The sequence below is a fragment of the Acinetobacter sp. S40 genome, from assembly GCF_016624705.1.
Classification (GTDB): domain Bacteria; phylum Pseudomonadota; class Gammaproteobacteria; order Pseudomonadales; family Moraxellaceae; genus Acinetobacter.
In genome coordinates this window covers 13,859-32,442 of the sequence record NZ_JACVTU010000017.1, presented here as the reverse complement: position 1 = coordinate 32,442, position 18,584 = coordinate 13,859, and the positions used below count along the sequence as shown (strand labels likewise).

Here is an 18,584-nt window from a genome sequence, read left to right as displayed (position 1 = left end):
TAAAGTAATTTGTTTGCGATATAAATTTATTTAATCGAATGAATAAAAAATATATTTTTTAATTAATATTCTATTAAATATTTACGCACACCCTAAACATACAATACTTTAATCTATATAAAAACGGGTTTTAATTGATGACTATTCATATAATATCTACCCATTAAAACCTTAATATTTATTTAATTGTAAATAGAAAAAATACAATATAATGGAAATATCCATTCTTTTATAGATATATAGATTAAAAAAATATTATTTTTGATTAAAATTGATTAAAAAAATAGGATTTGATCAATAAACCCAATAACACGTAACAATTTATATCAAAAAACAAAATTTTATTTCTTTATTATTTTTATAAGTTACTAATTTAAAATAATTTTTATTTAAATGAAAAATATACTATTTTTTCTAAATAAACTTATAACCTTTTTTAAAAAATTAAAGGTCTTGGATAAAAAATTTAAAAAATATAAATAACAGTCACTTAAAGATAAATAAATGTTTAATAATTTTACTTTTTGTGAAACGTGTCACATTATTGTTTATTACTGTGATTAACATAAGATTAAAGTGCGATTATGAAGCTAAGATTATTTTTAGAATCTGGATTTCATCATTGTAAATTTATAAATAACAAACAGCATCTTAATAATAAAAGATGGGAGATAAGTTATGAACAAGCTTGTAAAAACAATATTATCAGTCATGGCTTTTGGTGGAGTAGTTGGTATCGCTCATGCGGCTGATGTCGAAACAAACAGTTTTGGTGGTGGTGGTGGTTCACAACATCCAGAAGGGTGTACAGAACTCTGTGGAAGTAAATCTATCCCCATTGAAATTACAATTCCTAAAGTATGTGAACTTAAAAATGTGACTACAAAAATCACTCTAAACAGTACAACTGGTACAGGTACTGGTGGTTTTAGTGTAGGTGCCAATGCAGCGTATAACCTATTGGTCGATACAGATAATCGCACATCAGGAACCAATAACTCTGCATTAAAATATGGAACGTATTCTATTCCGACTACAGTCACGACTAAACGTGGCTCCAATAACGTAAATCTCGGTGCAGTCAAATATAATGAACCAATGACTGCGGGCACTTCATCACTTAATGATTATAGTATTACGGTACAAACATCAGGTTCTTTAGGTATTAGTAAACCAGCTGGAACTTATACTGATAAATATAATATTTCAGTTTACTTCTAATCTGTTTTATTTGCTATTTTATTAAGTTGGTTCTATTCTAGAAATGGAGCCAACTTCATCGCTCCAAACTAAATAACATTATAAGAAATCACGTTAAATACATAAGTTAATTACAAATAAATAATATGCGGGTGGGTTATGAAAAAAAAACTACTTATATTAATGCTTGGTTTATTTGGGTATATCCATATGGTATGGGCTGGTTTATCTATTAGTCCAATCCAACTTTATATTACCGATAAAACTAAACAGCGTAGTGCAACGGTTACAATGGACTCAAAAGACATGGAGGACACTAAAACGTTTGAAGCAACCGCAGTCAAATGGTCTCAAAATGAAAAAGGAGAAGATGTCTATGAACCCGATCCCAATATCATTATTAACCCCAAAAACTTTATTATTGCCCCAAATTCAAAACAGGTCATCCGTGTTGGATTCAATCAGCCTTTAGCCGGTATCACCAACAATGATGAAAAAACCTGGCGTATTATTTTTCAGGAAGTAGCGCCTCCTGTTGACACCGATTCTGTTACATTTTTATTTAATATTTCTGTGCCTTTATTTGTGGGTAAACTCAATCCAGTCAATATCAATGTCGTACCTAAAACAATCAATAATAATCTGATCGTCAATATCAAAAATAATTCGCCATCACATGTGCAAATTTTAAAATTAACCTTAGTCGATGCTTCAAAGAAAGAAGTTGCAAACTTAAGCCAAATGAAATATTTACTACCAAACACAGCGCACGACTTTAACTTTGAACAAATCAATCTTCCGCACTCAAACCAATATAAACTTCTCGTTCTGACCGACAAGCAAGATCAGCCTTATGAATATAGTCTTAAGGAGTGATTGCTATGAAAATGTCGACCCTTTCTGCACATATCTGCTTGATATGTGCTTTGACTCATGTACACGCTGCGGACAATATTATTCTCTCCAATCTGTGGATCAATGGACTGGATCGCAATACAGAGGCATTGGTTTTACAGCAGGATCATCAATACTATGTCGAATGCCAGATTCTTAATTCTCTCAATTTAAAAGTATTTTTATTACAAAAACATCCCACTAGAGAAGAATACTGTCTGGTGAGCAATGATCAAATACATGCCAGTTTTGATAATGCCAGCCAGTCACTCAAAATTGATTTTCCTGCAGAATATTTTCTGGGTTATTCCAATCAAAATACGATGTTACAACCCGATAGAGCTTCTTTAGGGGCATTTCTCAATTACGATTTCTTTTATGACAAATTTGATCATGGCTATGAGTTTAATAATTTTTATGAGCTGGGTATTTTCAAGGATTACTGGTTATTAAATAATTCATTGATTTACCGTAAAAATGATGCCAATGATGATAGTACAGGAGTGATTCGTTTAAATAGTTCTCTGAGTATTGATTTTCCTCAACATTTTACAAGATTAACATTAGGGGATAATACCAGCATTTATAATTCACTGATCGATTCATTCCGTTTCGGTGGTATCAGCTTTGGGACTAATTTTAGTGAGCGTTCCGATTTCATTTACTGGAATACTCCGATTCTTCGGGGGAGTGCCATAGTTCCATCGACCATTGACTTATATATCAATGGGGTAAGTATTTATCGACAAAACGTTACTCCCGGTGATTATACCTTGCAGACGGGCGCAAATATTCAACAATCTGGCAATGCTCAAATTGTGGTTGAAGATATTTTGGGAAATCGTTCTGTACAAAACTTTCCTGTTTTGATTAACAACCGTTTACTAAAAGTCGATTTAAATGAATATAACGTTTCTGTAGGTAAATTACGCTTCAACTATGATTATGATAGCAATGATTATCGTGATTTTTTCACGAATGTGTATTTTCGCCGTGGCTTTACCACAAATACCACACTCGGTTTTAACGCTTCATATAGTGATGATGTAAAAAATCTGGGATTGATGTGGACCCAATCATTAGGACGCTACGCCTTACTGGATGTTAACGCAGCAGGCAGTTCTGCTTATGGAGATAATGGTTATTCGGTTGGTGCTTCTGTAAGTAATAGTTTTAATAGTTTTTCAATGGGGCTCAGCAGTCGCTATTCATCGCAAGATTATCAATCACTGGGCTATACTCAGGACTTTAGAAATCCACGTATCGATTCGCTGGCGTACTTATCCTTTTTTAAAGTACCTTACGTAAACAGCGTAAATTTAAACTACGTTGAACGGCGCTATTATCCCGATGATGAAGTACCCAGAAATAATTCAAAATTATTAACTGTCGGAATCTCAAAAAGCTTTTCCAGACGCCTCTCTTTTACCGCCTCCTATTTCAAGGATTTTGGTGATTTTAATGACTCTGGTGCTTTTTTCTCTCTTATTTTTAATTGGGATGACAATAAAAACACTTATCTGGATCAAACAACAGACGGGGATACACGTTTAACCTTTGCAAAAAGCTCTCCTGAACAGACTGGCTTTGACTATTCAGTGGGTGCAGAACGCCATGATGGAAACATGACTTATAATGGATTTGGTTTACTTAAAACTGATGTCGGCGATCTAACTTTACAACATACACAAAATTCTGATTCTTATGATTCACGGGTGTCTTATCGTGGTGCACTGGTCTGGCTCAATAATCAAGTCAGTATGACCAAATCTGTCGATAGCGCATTTGCATTGGTAAAAGTCGGCGATTATAAAGATGTCGATGTCATGCGTTCTTTATCTCCTGTTGGCCGTACCAATAAAAATGGCTATTTCTTTATTCACGATATTTTGCCTTATATTTCCTATGATTTATCGTTTGATCAGGATCAACTGCCGATTGAAGATAAAATTGATTATTCTTCCAAAAAAATGGTCGCACTCAACCAACGCGGCTATTACATAGATTTCCCAGTGATTCACACTCAACAAGTTATCGTCAAGTTACGTGATAAAAATGGAAATTTATTGGCACGGGCGACTCCTGTTTATCTGGATCAAAATACTGATCAGGTTTACCCAGTAGACCAACAAGGCAATGTTTATCTGTATGGACTTTTACCAAAAACCTATCAACTCAGCACACAAGGAGATAAAGCATGCCATAGCCAATTACAAATTCCAGAAAAAACCCAGACCACCACATCCAGTCAAGTCATTGAGTTGACTTGTAAATAAGGAGAAGGACAATGAAAATATTACTTGGCATCATTGCATATTGTGCTTTAAGCAGCGTTTATGCGGGTCAATGTTCAATGGGACAAATTACTGAACCACGCATGCGTTTAGGCAGTTACTATCAAAGTCAGGCGGCAACTTCATTTCACGTGAACTGTGACAGCGCCTACACCATTCGTTTTAGCAGTATGAATTTGCGTAGTACCGACGGCTCAAGTTTTGTTACCAACGGTCCCTATAAACTAAGAACACGATTAGCGATCGCAGGACCCGTAGATAATTTATGGAATGTACCACTGACCGCCAATACCCATAAAGATAACAGATACATCATTTCCGTAAGGCTAGAAGATCGTCCATCTATCCAAGTTCCTGCTGGCACCTATCGTGATATGGTGTATGTTAATTTATCGTTTTAAGCTCAAAAATAAGTGAATATATCTATGAACGACACTCACATTTTTATTTTTGGATAATGATTCATCAACCCAACACAGGTTATTTTGAAATGTATTTTAATCTTGGTCATACTCCTTGCTTTCATTTTTTGACGGTGAAGCAAGGATGTCTTTTGAAACAATCAATCTGACGTTATTCAATGAACTTAATGCGTCTGCCCATGCGAGTCACTTCATCATAGAATTTGCAATTTTTATTGCCAACGACCTGTTATATGTATTGTTCGCCTTTTTATTATTTTTATGGTGTTATGGTGATCAGGCATTAAAAGAACGTGCTATTCGCGCCGTAATGCTTACCACATTTGCGTTATGCATCGGTTACTTCATTTCTTTATTTTACTACCATCCACGTCCTTTCGTGATGGAGATCGGGCGCACCCTGATTGAACATCGTCCATCCGCTTCTTTTCCCAGTAACCATATGCTCATTTTTAGCACCATTGGTTTTTCTTATTTATTTGCAAAGCGATTTGTAGCCAGCGCTATTTTCCTCCTCTCAGCAATTGCTGTCGCATGGTCACGAGTCTATTTAGGGGTACATTTTCCACTGGATATGTTGGGTGCATTTTCAATTGCCTTTTTGGTGAATGTATTTGGTCAAATTTTCTGGCAACGTTTTGGTCAAATTTTATTAAAGTTTTTTCTTGTGATTTATCAAAGTATGTTTCGAGCTTTACTCAATAAAGGGCTTTTAAAATAAAAAGCATAAAACAGATATTATTTGCGCAAATAATACAAATATGCGATGCTAGGTGCAGATTTGGATTTAATCCAAAACCCAATTATATAGACAAGGGGAGTAGCCTCCTCCAAACGTTGTACTTAAATAGTATTTTTACAACGTGTCAGATATCGTCAATACACTTTGCAAAAAGTCGGTATCTGAGCATCAAATATAGTTTGATGTAGGCAAGACCTTGATCATGTTGATACAGATGTTTTTTTATATTCATCTGGCAACAGGTCAAGGTTTTTTTGTGGCCGATTGCCAGATGTGGAGAGATTAATGGACTCTATCGGTAATATTTGGCTCTATTTGGTCTTCTTTGGCATCGTATTTGCGATGCTATTGATCGACTTTCTTGGCTTTAAACAAAAAAAAGATCAATCTGTGCCAATTAAACAGGCATTGGCATGGAGCGTGGCATGGGTGACTGTCGCCATGCTATTTGCGGGAGGATTATGGTTATACCTACAACAAACTGTAGGGCTCGCCATAGCCAATCAAAAAACCATGGAATATCTCGCTGGTTATTTACTGGAAAAATCTTTAGCAATTGACAATGTCTTTGTCTGGCTGATGATTTTTGCTGCTTTTGCAATTCCACCTTCGTTACAGCGTAAAATTCTACTGTATGGCGTACTCGGCGCTATCGTTTTAAGAACAATTTTTATTTTTGTTGGTGCATGGTTTGTTCAGGAATTTTCGTGGATTTTGTACATCTTTGGTGCCTTTTTAGTCTACACAGGCTTTAAATTTTTGAAAGGTCAAGGCGAAGAAAATCCCAATATTGAAGAGATGGCACTTCTAAAATGGCTACGTAAACATATGCGCATCACTCCTACATTTAAAGGGGATCGTTTTTTTGTCAAAGAGCAAGGTGTACTTTGGGCAACCCCTTTATTTATCGTGCTGATTTTGGTCGAGTTCTCAGATGTAATCTTTGCGGTAGATTCTATCCCAGCAATCTTTGCAGTGACAACCGATCCGTTTATTGTGCTCACTGCTAACCTCATGGCGATTTTGGGTTTACGTGCTATGTTCTTTTTATTGGCAGGTACGGCGTCTAAAATGCATTACCTACCTTATGGTTTAGGGATTATTCTTCTGTTTATTGGCTTTAAAATGCTATTGCTGGATGTGTTCCATATGCCAATCTGGATTTCATTGAGTTTTATTGTTTTGGTATTGGGCATTACCGCTTGGTTATCGATTCGACATAATAAAAAACAGGCTCAATCTTAAACTGATTTTCCCTCATTTGGCCCTTTTATCCTCATGGTAGAAGGGCTTTTATTTTTGATCGTCAATCAACTCAAGTTTAGGCCAACGTTGAAGCCATTGCTTTTGAATTATTCGATCCCAAAAAGTCTCATAACTCACCAAACGTGGATTCCAGCGCAATTTCAACTCAAATAAATCATGAAGTCCAAAAGGTGCCACGATTTCAAGCTGGTCGTGCACATTTAGACGAACCGCAACAGCTGTCGCAGTTTCTGGCCATGCAGAAAGTGCCTCGATTAATGACGTATAAGCAGGTATTTTCTGTCCATTTTTATCTAAATACCAATGATGTACAGTAGCCTGATTCACCACATCCCACTCATTTAAAGGAAATTGTCTTTGTAACTCTTGTTGAATCTGTCGTTCTTGATCTTGATTCGCCTCGGGATTATAAAAAATCACATCGATTTCCATCTGTTCAAGCTCATATGACTGATGATGTAACGTAGACCAGACTAATTGTCGGATTACCCCAGCACTCACATAGCAATGTTCATTGATGGTGCGTAATGCTTTTAAATATTGATATAGTAAAGCTTGGCTCAGAATTAGAGATTTAATTTTGTGATCATAAGACGCTGAAATTCTATTAAATTTTGACATATCATCTATTTTCTTGAATTAAATTTATACAGTTTGGCAAGTTCCTTGCATCTTATTCTGAAAAAAAGCCGAGATTTAAGGACTCTTGATTGAGTCCTTAAATCTCTTATCTTCAATTCGCAATAATCCTTGTCTTGGTTTTCATATAAACACTGTAATTCTCAGGAAATACGTTACAATCAATCGAAAAAATTACAAGTTGTAGGTTCTTAGATGTCTTCTTCTGCTCAAACCACCATCGTTCGTGGTCGATTTTTAGATATCCAGTCTTTGGTAACGCAGGCACACCAGATTGCTGAACAAGTTCGTTACGTTGAGGATGGTGTACTCATCAGCGAAAATGGTCAAATTAAATGGTTTGGTAAATGGCAGGATGCACAACCTCATCTTCCTGAAAATATTGAAATTCAACATTATCCTGAGCAACTCATTGTACCCGGGTTTATTGATACCCATATCCATTATCCACAAACTGAAATGGTGGGTGCGTATGGTGAACAGCTTCTCAGCTGGCTCAATACCTATACATTTCCAACCGAACTACAATTCAAAGATGCAGATTATGCACAAAATATTGCCCATTTTTTTGTACACGAACTTTTAAAAAATGGCACAACAACCGCATTAGTATTTTGTACGGTACATCCTGAATCTGTAAATGCCTTATTTGAAGCGGCTGAACGCATTCAGATGCGTCTAATTGCTGGCAAAGTACTTATGGATCGTCATGCACCTGAAGACCTCTGTGACACCCCCCAAAGTGCCTATGAAGACTCTAAAGCATTAATAGAAAAATGGCATGCTAAGGGCAGGGCGTTGTATGCGATTACTCCACGTTTTGCCCCAACATCCACGCCAGAACAACTGGAAAAAGCGGGGCAACTGAAACAGGAATACCCTGATGTCTATGTACATACCCATTTAAGTGAAAATAAAGATGAAATTGCGTGGGTAAAATCACTTTATCCTGAGCAAAAAGGTTATCTGGATGTGTACCATCATTATGGTTTAACAGGTCAGCGTTCTGTATTTGCGCATTGTGTCCATCTAGAAGATGAGGAATGGCAATGTATGCATCAAACTGACTCAGCCATCGCTTTTTGCCCAACCTCAAATTTATTTTTAGGAAGTGGTTTATTTCCCTTGAAAAAAACCTGGGAACAAGGTGTTAAAGTAGGCTTGGGTACTGATATTGGTGCAGGGACATCCTTTAATCTGTTACAAACAGTCAATGAAGCTTATAAAGTACAACAACTACAAGGGGATAAGCTGTCTGCCTATGAAGCGCTTTATCATGCCACGATAGGCGGAGCAAAAGCGTTAGATTTACAGGATAAACTGGGTAACTTTGATATCGGTAAAGAAGCCGATTTTGTGGTTCTTAACTTGCAAGCCACAGCATTGCAGAGCTTACGTCAATCCCGTGCGAAATCACTCGATGATGCATTGTTTGCTCTGTTTACCATGGGTGATGATCGAAATATTGAGGCGACTTATATTTATGGACAATGTGCCTACCAAAAAACCGAATAAATCAGCAGTAAAATCTAAACCGTGGCTGAAATGGACAATTCTAGCAGTGGCATGCGGCTTGCTGCTAAAACGCGATCAACCTGGTCAGAAAAAGCCATAGTTACAATGAATCATCTGAGAAAGGATGCATCATCTGTTTTTTTGTTTTAAAATTTGCAGATGAATTGAAGATTTCAGGGTGTTGCAGGTCAACACCTTTTTTATTTTTAACTTTTGCGTTTTAGGTATCTACCCCATGACCGTTCCAATGAGCGTAATGATCTCAACTGAAGACATTCAGGCCAAAGTCAAACAACTCGGTGAACAGATTAATGCTCACTATGCCAATAGCCAAAAAGATCTGGTGTTAATTGGTTTATTACGCGGCTCCTTTATTTTTATGGCAGATTTATGCCGAGCGATCGAAAAACCACATGAATTAGATTTTATGACAGTTTCCAGTTACGGTGGTAGTACTACCTCAAGCCGTGATGTCAAAATTTTAAAAGATCTGGATGGTGAAATTCGCGGCAAAGACGTATTGGTAGTGGAAGATATCATTGATTCTGGCAATACCTTAAGCAAAGTTCTAGAAATTTTGGAAACACGTGGGCCTAATTCTATTGAGCTATGTACGTTAGTAAGTAAACCCTCTCGCCGTGAAATTGAGCTTGAAGTCAAGTTTTTGGGCTTTGAGGTTGAAGACCGATTTATCGTCGGGTATGGTCTCGATTATGATCAAAAATATCGTCATTTACCTTTTATTGGCGAAATTGGTCTTTAATTTAAAATGACGCGTTTTGCGTCATTTTTTATAGCTATTATTATCGATACAGATCACACAAAAACGCTACAGGATGTAGCAGTCCTTTACTATCACCCTGATTTAAAACAGTTCAATATAGCAAAACAAGCACTTGTAAAACCAGAATAAGCACAACAAGGAGAATATCTTATGTGGTCATTTATCGTTGCTATTGTTGTCGGTTTTATTGCGGGTCTCATTGCACGCGCCATCCATCCTGGTGAAGACAAAGCAGGATTTATTGTAACGACTTTACTCGGGATCGCAGGTTCCTTATTAGCTACTTATGGTGGACGCTTTTTGGGACTTTACGGTGAAAACTCCAGTGCAGGTTTTATCGCCTCGATTATTGGAGCCATCATTATCCTGTTTATTTACAATTTAATTAGTAAAAAAGCAGCTTAAAGATCAATCTCGAGCAAAAGCACCTTTCGGTGCTTTTTTTATTTATTTTTTTGATTATTGTAATTTAAACTCTTTCCATAAATCCTCAATCTGTTGCGCAGATTGAATCCCAGCGGCTTTAAATCCATTTGAAAAAATTAGGGTTGGTGTTCCTTGTATTCCTAACTCCTGACCAAGTTTTAAATTTCGATCAATGGGATTCGCACAAGTTGCTGCACTTTGCGGGGAAATACCTTTACGAATAAGATTATTCCATGCATAGGCTCGGTTTGCTTCACACCAAACCTGTTTGGAAGGTTGCACAGATTGGCTACGAATTGGATAAATAAATGTATAAATCGTGACATTGGTTAGTTGGTCAAACTGATTTTCCAGTTGCTTACAATATGGACAATTTGGATCAGAAAAAACTGCAATTTGACGCTTTCCATTTCCTTTTACCGTCTTGATAGCATCCTGTAAAGGCAAACGACTCCAATCTATCGTTTTATTTTTTACTACTAAATCTTTAGTCAAATTATGCTGATCGTTTAAACGGATCATGTAACCAATCAGGATATGCTCAGCATTTTCACCCATGTAAATAATCTGATTATCCAGTGTTGCACTATACAAGCCCTGCATCTCAGTTTTTTGAATATTTTCGATATTTAACTTAGGATATTTTTGTTTTAGTTGGGCTTGCACGTTTTCTACATTGGCTTGACTTGAAAAAGCCCATGTACCCAATAAGATGGCCAGTAAAATTTTATACATTGCATCACGCTCAACATAAATCAAAGCGGTATTGTAAAATAAACAGGTTGAAGCTCTGTTATATTTTCTTTGAAACTTTAACAGTGGTCTTATGTTTCACGTGAAACCTTTTTTAATGAACTAAACTCACAGATTGAGTCGTTTAAAATTACAATCATTTTCACACAACTTATACGCAACCTAATTGAAATAGGTTTAAGCTGAATAGATTCCGAAACTCTCCATACACTCATGATCAAAACATCATGAGTGTTTTTTTATTTTCCGATACAAAATGATCCAAAAATCTTACCTAATAGATCATCCGCACTAAAGTCACCCGTAATTTCACCTAATGCATTTTGCGCTAAACGTAAAGATTCAGCGACAAGCTCACCTGCATGGAAAACCACCAGCTGCTCACGCGCCTCATCCAGGTAGTGCTGAGTGCGCTTCATTGCGTCCAGATGACGTGTTCTGGCAATAAATGTGTCTTCCTCTGGCTGAAAACCTGCATGCGCTGTAATCGTCTCTATGAGACCTTGTACACCTGTTTCTTGTTTGGCCGATACCATGACATGCCGAAAACCCTGATATTGATCATTGCGTGCTGTTTGTTCAATTAAATCAGACTTATTACCAATTAAGATCAAACGCTTTGGTTCAAGATGATCTTTAAAATATTCCTCTGCAAGCTGCAAAGGATCATCTCTTTGACTTAAGTCATATACCAGTAATAAAAGATCTGCCTGTTCGATCTCTTTAATCGCACGACGAATGCCTTCTTTTTCGACAATATCACCTGTTTCCCGTAAACCTGCAGTATCAGTCAACGTAATTGGCAACCCATTTAAACTTATTTTTTCATGCAAAACATCACGGGTGGTACCAGCAATATCTGTCACAATCGCTCGCTCATTGCCTGCCAAGGCATTCAATAAACTTGATTTCCCTGCATTTGGCTTACCCGCGATCACCACTTGTAAGCCTTCGCGTAGCAATTGACCTTGTCGTGCTGATTGCTGAACCGCTTGAACCGCTTGTTTGACATTATCCAGCAAAGCCAAGATTTTGCCATCAGCCAAAAAATCAATCTCTTCTTCCGGAAAATCAATCGCAGCTTCAACATGTAAGCGTAAATGAATTAACTGTTCTAAAACCGTATTAATTTTGGTTGAAAAAGCGCCCTGTAGCGAACGAACAGCGGAACGTGCGGCCGCCTGTGAGGTAGCATCAATCAAATCTGCAATCGCTTCGGCCTGTACTAGATCCAGTTTTCCATTTTCAAAGGCGCGCATGGAAAACTCACCTGCTTTGGCAGCCTTAGCCCCCAATTCAAATAAACGAGCCAGCAAAGCATTTTGAATAACAGGTCCACCATGCCCCTGTAACTCCACGACATCTTCGCCTGTAAATGAATGTGGATTTGGAAAGCACAGTACTAAACCCTCATCCATTACTTCGCCAACCGCATCATAAAATTGGCGAAAACCAGCCATACGTGACGCAGGTAAAGTTTTTCCTATTAAAGCCTGAGCAATGGCAAAAGCTTGAGGCCCAGAAAGACGAATTACCCCCACACCACCACGACCAGGAGGGGTGGCAATCGCAGTAATGGTGGTTTGTGCATGCATAATGGTGACCTAAAAATAGTACAAAACTTTGAAATAAAAAATCCGCTCAAGATTATCATCTTAAGCGGATTTTATCAGCCCCTATGAGCCAGAAGAAGTTTAAGAACTCGCTTCTGGTGCAGCTGGGCGATTTTTAGCAACGTTTTTATTGATAAACCATTGCTGAAGAATCGTAATACTGTTGTTCACAATCCAATACAAGACCAAACCTGATGGGAAGAACAACATGAATACGGTGAAAATGATCGGCATAATACGGAATACTTTAGCCTGCATTGGATCAGCAGGTTGCGGATTCAGCATTTGCTGAATAAACATCGTCGCCCCCATCAATAATGGCAAGATAAACCATGGATCCATTGCTGATAAATCCTGAATCCAGAGCATCCAAGGTGCATGACGTAACTCCACACTTTCCATTAATACCCAGTACAGGGCAAGGAAAATTGGCATTTGCAGCAACAAGGGTAAACAGCCTGAAAGCGGATTGACCTGCTCACGTTTATAAAGCGCCATCATTTCCTGAGAGAAACGCATGCGATCTTCACCAAACTCTTCTTTCATGCGTTGCATCTCAGGTGCAATTACACGCATTTTTGCCATTGAACGATAGCTTTTTGAAGATAGTGGCCACAGAATCAATTTAACTAAAACGGTCAAAAGAATAATTGACCAACCCCAGTTTCCTACAATGCTATGGAAAAATTGCAGCCCAAGGAACAGTAATTTAGCAATCGGCCATAACCAACCATAATCAACCGTTTGATTCAAACCAACCGCCAAATCTTTCAGTTCGGACTGAATTTTTGGACCCGAATAGAAAGTAGCATCGACCGTCATTGTTTTACCCGCAGGGACATTAATTGTCGGCGAAGTAAAACCAATCAAGTTCATATTATCGGCAGATTTACGTGATTCTAATTTAGCAGTATACGCTTGATCACCAAAATGACCCGGAATCCAAGCACTAACAAAATAATGTTGCACCATCGCGACCCAACCGCCTTTGGCATCAACATTTAATTTTTCATCAGAGAAATTAGCAAATTTAAGCTTATTGTAGTGTTCTTCAGGGGTCCCCCAAGCGCCACCAAGGAAAGTGCCCAAGGTAAAGATACCCTGGTCAGATTTACCTGGATCTTCTGAGTTATCACGCTTGATCTGTCCAAACATCTGACCTTGCCAGTTTTGCGCACTACGGTTCACCACCTGATAGCTTACAACCACTGGATAATCACCCTGCTTAAAGGTGAAACGCTTAATGATTTCAACACCATCAGCCGTTTTATAGACCATTGGTACCGTCAGAACTTTTTCAGTTTTGCCGTCTTTGTTTTGACTGTCTTTAGCATCTGCCAATGTGTACGTAGCTTTTTCAACTTCATACTGTGGACGACCTTGGCGACTACTATCCGGACCATTTAATCCAATTAAACCAGATTGAGCCACATAAGTGCGTTTGGCATCGCTTTCCAGCATCACAAAAGGCTGGTCGCTGTTTTTGTCTTTATCATGATTGAGTAATTCAATACGCACAATATCACCACCTTTAGGATTGATCCAAAGGTGATAAAGGTCAGTTTGTACTGAAATAAGCTGTTGATTCACAGGTGCTGTGGCATCTGTAACTTGTTGCGTCGCAATATTCGCTTGTGGCACATCTGTCGATGTTGCCGTAGTCTGGCTATTTGGCAGGTCCGCAGAAACTTCATGGGATGCAACAACTGCGGCAGGCGCAGGCTGAGCTGAAGTTGTGCTATGACCATAATCTTTTTGCCAAGCCAAGATAAGCAAATATGCTGTGACAAACATGGCTCCGAGAATCGCAAACCTGGCCCATTGTTGCATATCAATTATCCCAAGTGGTTAAAGTGATTTTGGTTTAATAAACGCTCACGAAAGGGTACAGCAACGTGAGGCTTTTGAGAATCTATTTGCTGAAATGAAATAAAACGAATTGCTTTTGTAGGTACAGGATCATATCCACTTCCTCCCCAAGGATGACATCGACAGACACGATTAAACGCCAACCAACTTCCTTTGATCGCACCATGTAAATGAACTGCTTCTAGTGCATATTGCGAACAGGTTGGCATATAGCGACAACGAGGTCCAAGCAAAGGACTCAAGGCAATTTGGTAAAATCGAATCAACCAATGCAGGATAGATACCATTGGTCATCTCTAATTTTGATGTGAGGGAGAGACAGCGTTTTGATGCTTGTGAGCAAGACGGTTTAATTTACGCCAAGCCAATTGAAGTTGCTGAGTCAGATCAGCATTAGATACCGTTTCGATGCCCAGTTTTGGCATCACTACAATATCAATAAGCGCTAATTGTTGTTGATGCAAACGAAAGCTTTCACGTGCAAGTCGTTTTATTCGATTTCTTTCGTGCGCACGACGCACTTTTTTTTTGGCAACAACCAATCCTAAACGGCTTTTACACTGTTCAGAAGGTTTTGCCAAAAATAAAAAATGGGGTTGATGCACTTTAAAAAGCGCACCATCAAACACACTTTTAAAATCAGCAGCGCAATGTAAGCGTACATTTGTACCGAAGCTATAAAGTGCCATAACACCCGATCGTGTAATAATAACGATTTAAATAAATTAAACAGTTAAACTGTGACGACCTTTTGCACGACGGCGAGCTAATACTTGACGACCAGCTTTAGTTGCCATACGAGCACGGAAACCATGAACACGTTTACGTTTTAGTTCAGAGGGCTGAAAAGTACGTTTCATATCGAAACTCCCAAATATGATCTTTCTGTAAAGGTTCGCGATTTTATGGTGCTAAACTTGCGCTGTCAATGAAAAATCAAAAAGTTTACATTTTATTCAGTGTTATCTAGGTCAATCAAATTTGTCTAAGCCCGACTTCATATCAGTGTCTACAAAAAATATACACAGTCTAATTCATTAAATTTACTCTTGTTTTATTTATACCCACAGCTTATTCTCATATTTATCAACAGTTTTAACATTGGTTTAAAACAAACTCTGGGTATTTGAATTTAAATTCATAACTCGCTAAATTATCCACAGCAACCTGGATGCTATTAATTAAATTCAAATTTTAAAATTTAAATTTATTCTTATTAGAGACCATTTTTTCTGTGGAAATCTTAATTTTAAATTTAATAATCATGATATTAAGCTGTGAATAACTATGTTTTTATAAAACTTATAGATTGTGGATAACTTGTGGTGTAAAACTATCCCCAGCTTATGATAAAACTTATCCACAGCAGGTTTGAATTTAAATTTAAAGCGTAAAAGCATTCTTTTTGAACAAACTATGTCGTTTCGTTCATGACAGATGTGGATAACTTGGTTAGAATGGCGACCCCTTCGTTAAAGAATGGGGGAAGGTGTAGTTTTGAATTTAAAAAGAAATAGGGGAATCACATGCTGTGGACAGACTGCTTAAATCGCTTGCGGCAAGAGCTCTCTGATAATGTCTTTGCGATGTGGATCCGCCCTCTAGTTGCCGAGGAGGCGGAGGACACCTTACGTTTATATGCTCCAAATCCTTATTGGACACGTTATATTCAAGAACATCACCTTGAATTAATTTCAATTCTTGCTGAACAATTATCCGAAGGACGTGTTCGTCAGGTGGATATCTTGGTTGATTCACGCCCTGGGGCAATTTTGTCCCCAACCGAACAACCTGCAACGACCACTGCTGCATTAAATACAGTTGCAGCACCTACTCGGGTAAAAAAAGAAGTTGTTGAGGTCACCTCCACAACAACTGCAAAAAATTTGAATTCAAAAAAACGTTTACTTAATCCGTTATTCACTTTTTCGCTTTTTGTCGAAGGTCGTTCTAACCAGATGGCAGCCGAAACCTGTCGTAAGGCATTAACTCAACTTGGTGCTTCACAGCATAATCCATTGTTTTTATATGGTCCGACAGGTCTGGGGAAAACCCATTTAATGCAGGCTGTGGGAAATGCTTTGTTACAGGCCAAGCCAAATGCGCGGGTCATGTATATGACCGCTGAAAGCTTTGTTCAAGATTTTGTATCCTCATTGCAAAAAGGCAAAGTAGAAGAATTTAAGAAAAACTGCCGTTCTTTAGATTTATTATTGGTGGATGACATTCATTTATTGGCAGGTAAAGAAGCCAGCCTTGTGGAGTTCTTTTATACGTTTAATGCGTTATTGGATGAGTCCAAGCAAATTATTCTCACTTCAGATCGCTATCCCAAAGAATTAACCGAGTTAGATCCACGGTTGGTGTCGCGTTTTTCTTGGGGACTTTCTGTTGGGGTTGAACCACCTGATATTGAAACACGTATTGAGATATTACTAAAAAAAGCTGAAAACAGTGGTGTTGATTTGCCGCGTAATTGTGCTTTGTTTATTGCCCAGCAAGTGGTTGCCAATGTCCGTGAATTAGAAGGTGCTTTGAATAAGGTCGTTGCAATTGCGCGTTTTAAAGGCTCGCAGATTGATCTGGATGTGGTGAGAGAATCTTTAAAAGATGTGTTGGCTATCCGTGCCCGTACTATTAGCGTTGAAAATATTCAGCGTGTGGTGAGTGAGTATTTTCGCATTCCACTGAAAGAATTGGTGGGTCCTAAACGTACTCGGATTTATGCGCGTCCTAGGCAGTTAGCGATGGGATTGGCTCGTGAATTAACAGGGGATAGTTTTCCTGAAATTGGTATGGCCTTTGGTGGGCGTGACCATAGTACTGTCATGCATGCCTGTGAAAAAGTACAAAGTTTGAAAGATGAAGATCCTATCTTTAACGAAGACTATAAAAACTTATTGCGTTTACTGCAAAGTTAAATATCTGGGCAGTTGCAAAGTCGTATCAACTCCCGCATAGTACACAGCTAAAAAATGAAATAATGCCTTCAGTTGTTAGAGGAATGAATTGTGCGTTTGAAAATCGCTAAAGAAAGTTTAGTCAATGTTCTATCCCATGTTGTTGGAGCGGTGGAGCGTCGTCATACCTTAAATATTCTTTCAAACGTTAAAATTCAGGCGACTGATCAGGCCTTAACCATTACTGGTTCAGACCTTGAGGTCGAGTTAGTCGCGAGTACCACCCTAGCTGAAGGAGCTTGCTTGCAAGCGGGAGAAACCACAGTTCCAGCGCGTAAATTGATGGATATCTGTAAATCGTTGCCTACCGCAGCATTGATTGATTTGCAAATTACTGAAGATCAGCGTTGTATTTTAAAATCAGGCAATAGTCGCTTTGTATTGGGTACTTTACCCGCAGAAGATTACCCTTTACTCAATACTGAAAATAATCAGGGTACACAAGTTCAGGTCACGCAACGTGAACTCAAACGTTTATTTGAAAAAACTGCTTTTGCCATGGCAGTACAAGATGTACGTTTTTATTTGACAGGAACTTTGTTAGAAATTGATGAAAATCAATTGCGTGCAGTCACTACAGATGGTCACCGTTTAGCGTTATGTGAGGTTTTAGCATCTTCCAATGCGACACAATTAGTCCAAGCCATTGTGCCGCGTAAAGCTGTTGGTGAATTGCAGCGTTTACTCAGCATTGAAGATGAACAGTTAAGTTTGCTTATTGGTCGTGAATTACTCAATGTAAAAATTACTACTCCGAGTCGTGATAAAGAACAGGGAGATATTACGGTTCGATTTACCACCAAGTTGATTGATGGCAAATTTCCAGATTATCGCCGCGTGATCCCTCGTGGAGGAGATAAACTGGCGCAAATTGCTCATGATGTATTTAAGCAATCCTTGCAACGTGTGGCAATTTTGAGTAATGAAAAATTACGTGGAGTATTCTTAAACTTTAATCCCGATGTGTTACAGCTTCGTGCCAATAACCCTGAACAAGATGAAGCAATTGAAGATTTAGCAATTCAATATCAAAACACCTCTATGGAAATGTCATTTAATGCCCAGTATTTATTGGATGTTTTAAACGTACTGGATGGGGATGATGTTAGTATGACCATGAGCGAAGCCAATCAGTCTGTTTTGGTACAAGATCCTGCACATAGTGATCAAACGTATGTAGTGATGCCGATGCGTGTCTAAAGAACGA

18 protein-coding genes are annotated in these 18,584 nt (G+C 38.2%); 11 read left to right on the top strand and 7 right to left on the bottom strand.

Annotation, left to right across the window (positions count from 1 at the left end; genetic code table 11):
• The first annotated feature begins 678 nt into the window (after positions 1-678).
• The 6 genes from IAE19_RS14885 to IAE19_RS14860 all read left to right on the top strand — a co-directional run bounded on the left by IAE19_RS14885 (position 679) and on the right by IAE19_RS14860 (position 6,797).
• Positions 679-1,221, top strand: a complete 543-nt coding sequence (locus IAE19_RS14885; RefSeq protein ID WP_200461697.1) for a hypothetical protein — start codon at positions 679-681, stop codon at positions 1,219-1,221.
• 138 nt (positions 1,222-1,359) lie between these two features.
• Positions 1,360-2,076 (top strand): molecular chaperone, encoded by a 717-nt coding sequence (locus tag IAE19_RS14880; protein ID WP_200461696.1) that lies wholly within the window; start codon positions 1,360-1,362, stop codon positions 2,074-2,076.
• Between the two features lie 5 nt (positions 2,077-2,081).
• Positions 2,082-4,370, top strand: a complete 2,289-nt coding sequence (locus IAE19_RS14875) for a fimbria/pilus outer membrane usher protein (RefSeq protein ID WP_200461695.1) — start codon at positions 2,082-2,084, stop codon at positions 4,368-4,370.
• A gap of 11 nt (positions 4,371-4,381) precedes the next feature.
• Positions 4,382-4,789, top strand: coding sequence for a hypothetical protein (locus IAE19_RS14870; RefSeq protein WP_200461694.1), 408 nt, complete (start codon positions 4,382-4,384; stop codon positions 4,787-4,789).
• Between the two features lie 145 nt (positions 4,790-4,934).
• On the top strand, positions 4,935-5,531 hold the full coding sequence (locus IAE19_RS14865) for an undecaprenyl-diphosphatase (protein WP_200461693.1): 597 nt from the start codon (positions 4,935-4,937) through the stop codon (positions 5,529-5,531).
• Positions 5,532-5,837: 306 nt separating this feature from the next.
• Positions 5,838-6,797 (top strand): TerC family protein, encoded by a 960-nt coding sequence (locus IAE19_RS14860; RefSeq protein WP_200461692.1) that lies wholly within the window; start codon positions 5,838-5,840, stop codon positions 6,795-6,797.
• A 48-nt stretch (positions 6,798-6,845) separates the two neighbouring features.
• Here the strand turns inward: IAE19_RS14860 and IAE19_RS14855 are convergent, their stop codons facing one another.
• Positions 6,846-7,439 carry a nucleotidyltransferase family protein gene (locus tag IAE19_RS14855; RefSeq protein WP_200461691.1) on the bottom strand — a complete coding sequence of 198 codons (594 nt, stop codon included), beginning with the start codon at positions 7,437-7,439 and terminating at the stop codon, positions 6,846-6,848.
• Between the two features lie 213 nt (positions 7,440-7,652).
• Between IAE19_RS14855 and guaD the strand changes: the two genes are divergently transcribed.
• The 3 genes from guaD (at position 7,653) to IAE19_RS14840 (ending at position 10,161) form a co-directional block, all read left to right on the top strand.
• Positions 7,653-8,972 (top strand): guanine deaminase, encoded by a 1,320-nt coding sequence (guaD, locus tag IAE19_RS14850; RefSeq protein ID WP_200461690.1) that lies wholly within the window; start codon positions 7,653-7,655, stop codon positions 8,970-8,972.
• Between the two features lie 235 nt (positions 8,973-9,207).
• Positions 9,208-9,735: a hypoxanthine phosphoribosyltransferase gene (hpt, locus tag IAE19_RS14845; protein ID WP_200461689.1), complete on the top strand. Its 528-nt coding sequence runs from the start codon at positions 9,208-9,210 to the stop codon at positions 9,733-9,735.
• Between the two features lie 171 nt (positions 9,736-9,906).
• Positions 9,907-10,161, top strand: coding sequence for a GlsB/YeaQ/YmgE family stress response membrane protein (locus tag IAE19_RS14840; protein WP_200461688.1), 255 nt, complete (start codon positions 9,907-9,909; stop codon positions 10,159-10,161).
• Between the two features lie 54 nt (positions 10,162-10,215).
• Here IAE19_RS14840 and IAE19_RS14835 read toward each other — a convergent pair whose 3' ends face one another.
• The 6 genes from IAE19_RS14835 to rpmH form a co-directional block, all read right to left on the bottom strand.
• Entirely contained in the window at positions 10,216-10,917 is a 702-nt protein-coding gene (locus tag IAE19_RS14835) for a DsbC family protein (RefSeq protein ID WP_200461687.1), read from the bottom strand.
• Between the two features lie 257 nt (positions 10,918-11,174).
• Positions 11,175-12,530 (bottom strand): tRNA uridine-5-carboxymethylaminomethyl(34) synthesis GTPase MnmE, encoded by a 1,356-nt coding sequence (mnmE, locus tag IAE19_RS14830; RefSeq protein WP_200461686.1) that lies wholly within the window; start codon positions 12,528-12,530, stop codon positions 11,175-11,177.
• A gap of 99 nt (positions 12,531-12,629) precedes the next feature.
• Positions 12,630-14,378 (bottom strand): membrane protein insertase YidC, encoded by a 1,749-nt coding sequence (yidC, locus tag IAE19_RS14825; RefSeq protein ID WP_200461685.1) that lies wholly within the window; start codon positions 14,376-14,378, stop codon positions 12,630-12,632.
• Between the two features lie 5 nt (positions 14,379-14,383).
• Positions 14,384-14,704, bottom strand: coding sequence for a membrane protein insertion efficiency factor YidD (yidD, locus tag IAE19_RS14820; RefSeq protein ID WP_200461684.1), 321 nt, complete (start codon positions 14,702-14,704; stop codon positions 14,384-14,386).
• Between the two features lie 9 nt (positions 14,705-14,713).
• Complete coding sequence (gene rnpA, locus IAE19_RS14815) at positions 14,714-15,106, bottom strand: ribonuclease P protein component (protein ID WP_200461683.1); 393 nt, start codon at positions 15,104-15,106, stop codon at positions 14,714-14,716.
• A gap of 36 nt (positions 15,107-15,142) precedes the next feature.
• Positions 15,143-15,277 (bottom strand): 50S ribosomal protein L34, encoded by a 135-nt coding sequence (rpmH, locus tag IAE19_RS14810; protein WP_000831329.1) that lies wholly within the window; start codon positions 15,275-15,277, stop codon positions 15,143-15,145.
• A 666-nt stretch (positions 15,278-15,943) separates the two neighbouring features.
• On the opposite strand from rpmH, the gene dnaA reads away from it, so the two are divergent.
• Both dnaA and dnaN read left to right on the top strand, forming a co-directional pair.
• A complete protein-coding gene (gene dnaA / locus IAE19_RS14805; RefSeq protein ID WP_200461682.1) occupies positions 15,944-17,338 on the top strand; it encodes a chromosomal replication initiator protein DnaA in 1,395 nt (464 codons plus the stop codon).
• 90 nt (positions 17,339-17,428) lie between these two features.
• Entirely contained in the window at positions 17,429-18,577 is a 1,149-nt protein-coding gene (gene dnaN / locus IAE19_RS16670) for a DNA polymerase III subunit beta (RefSeq protein ID WP_320159403.1), read from the top strand.
• Positions 18,578-18,584: the final 7 nt, after the last annotated feature.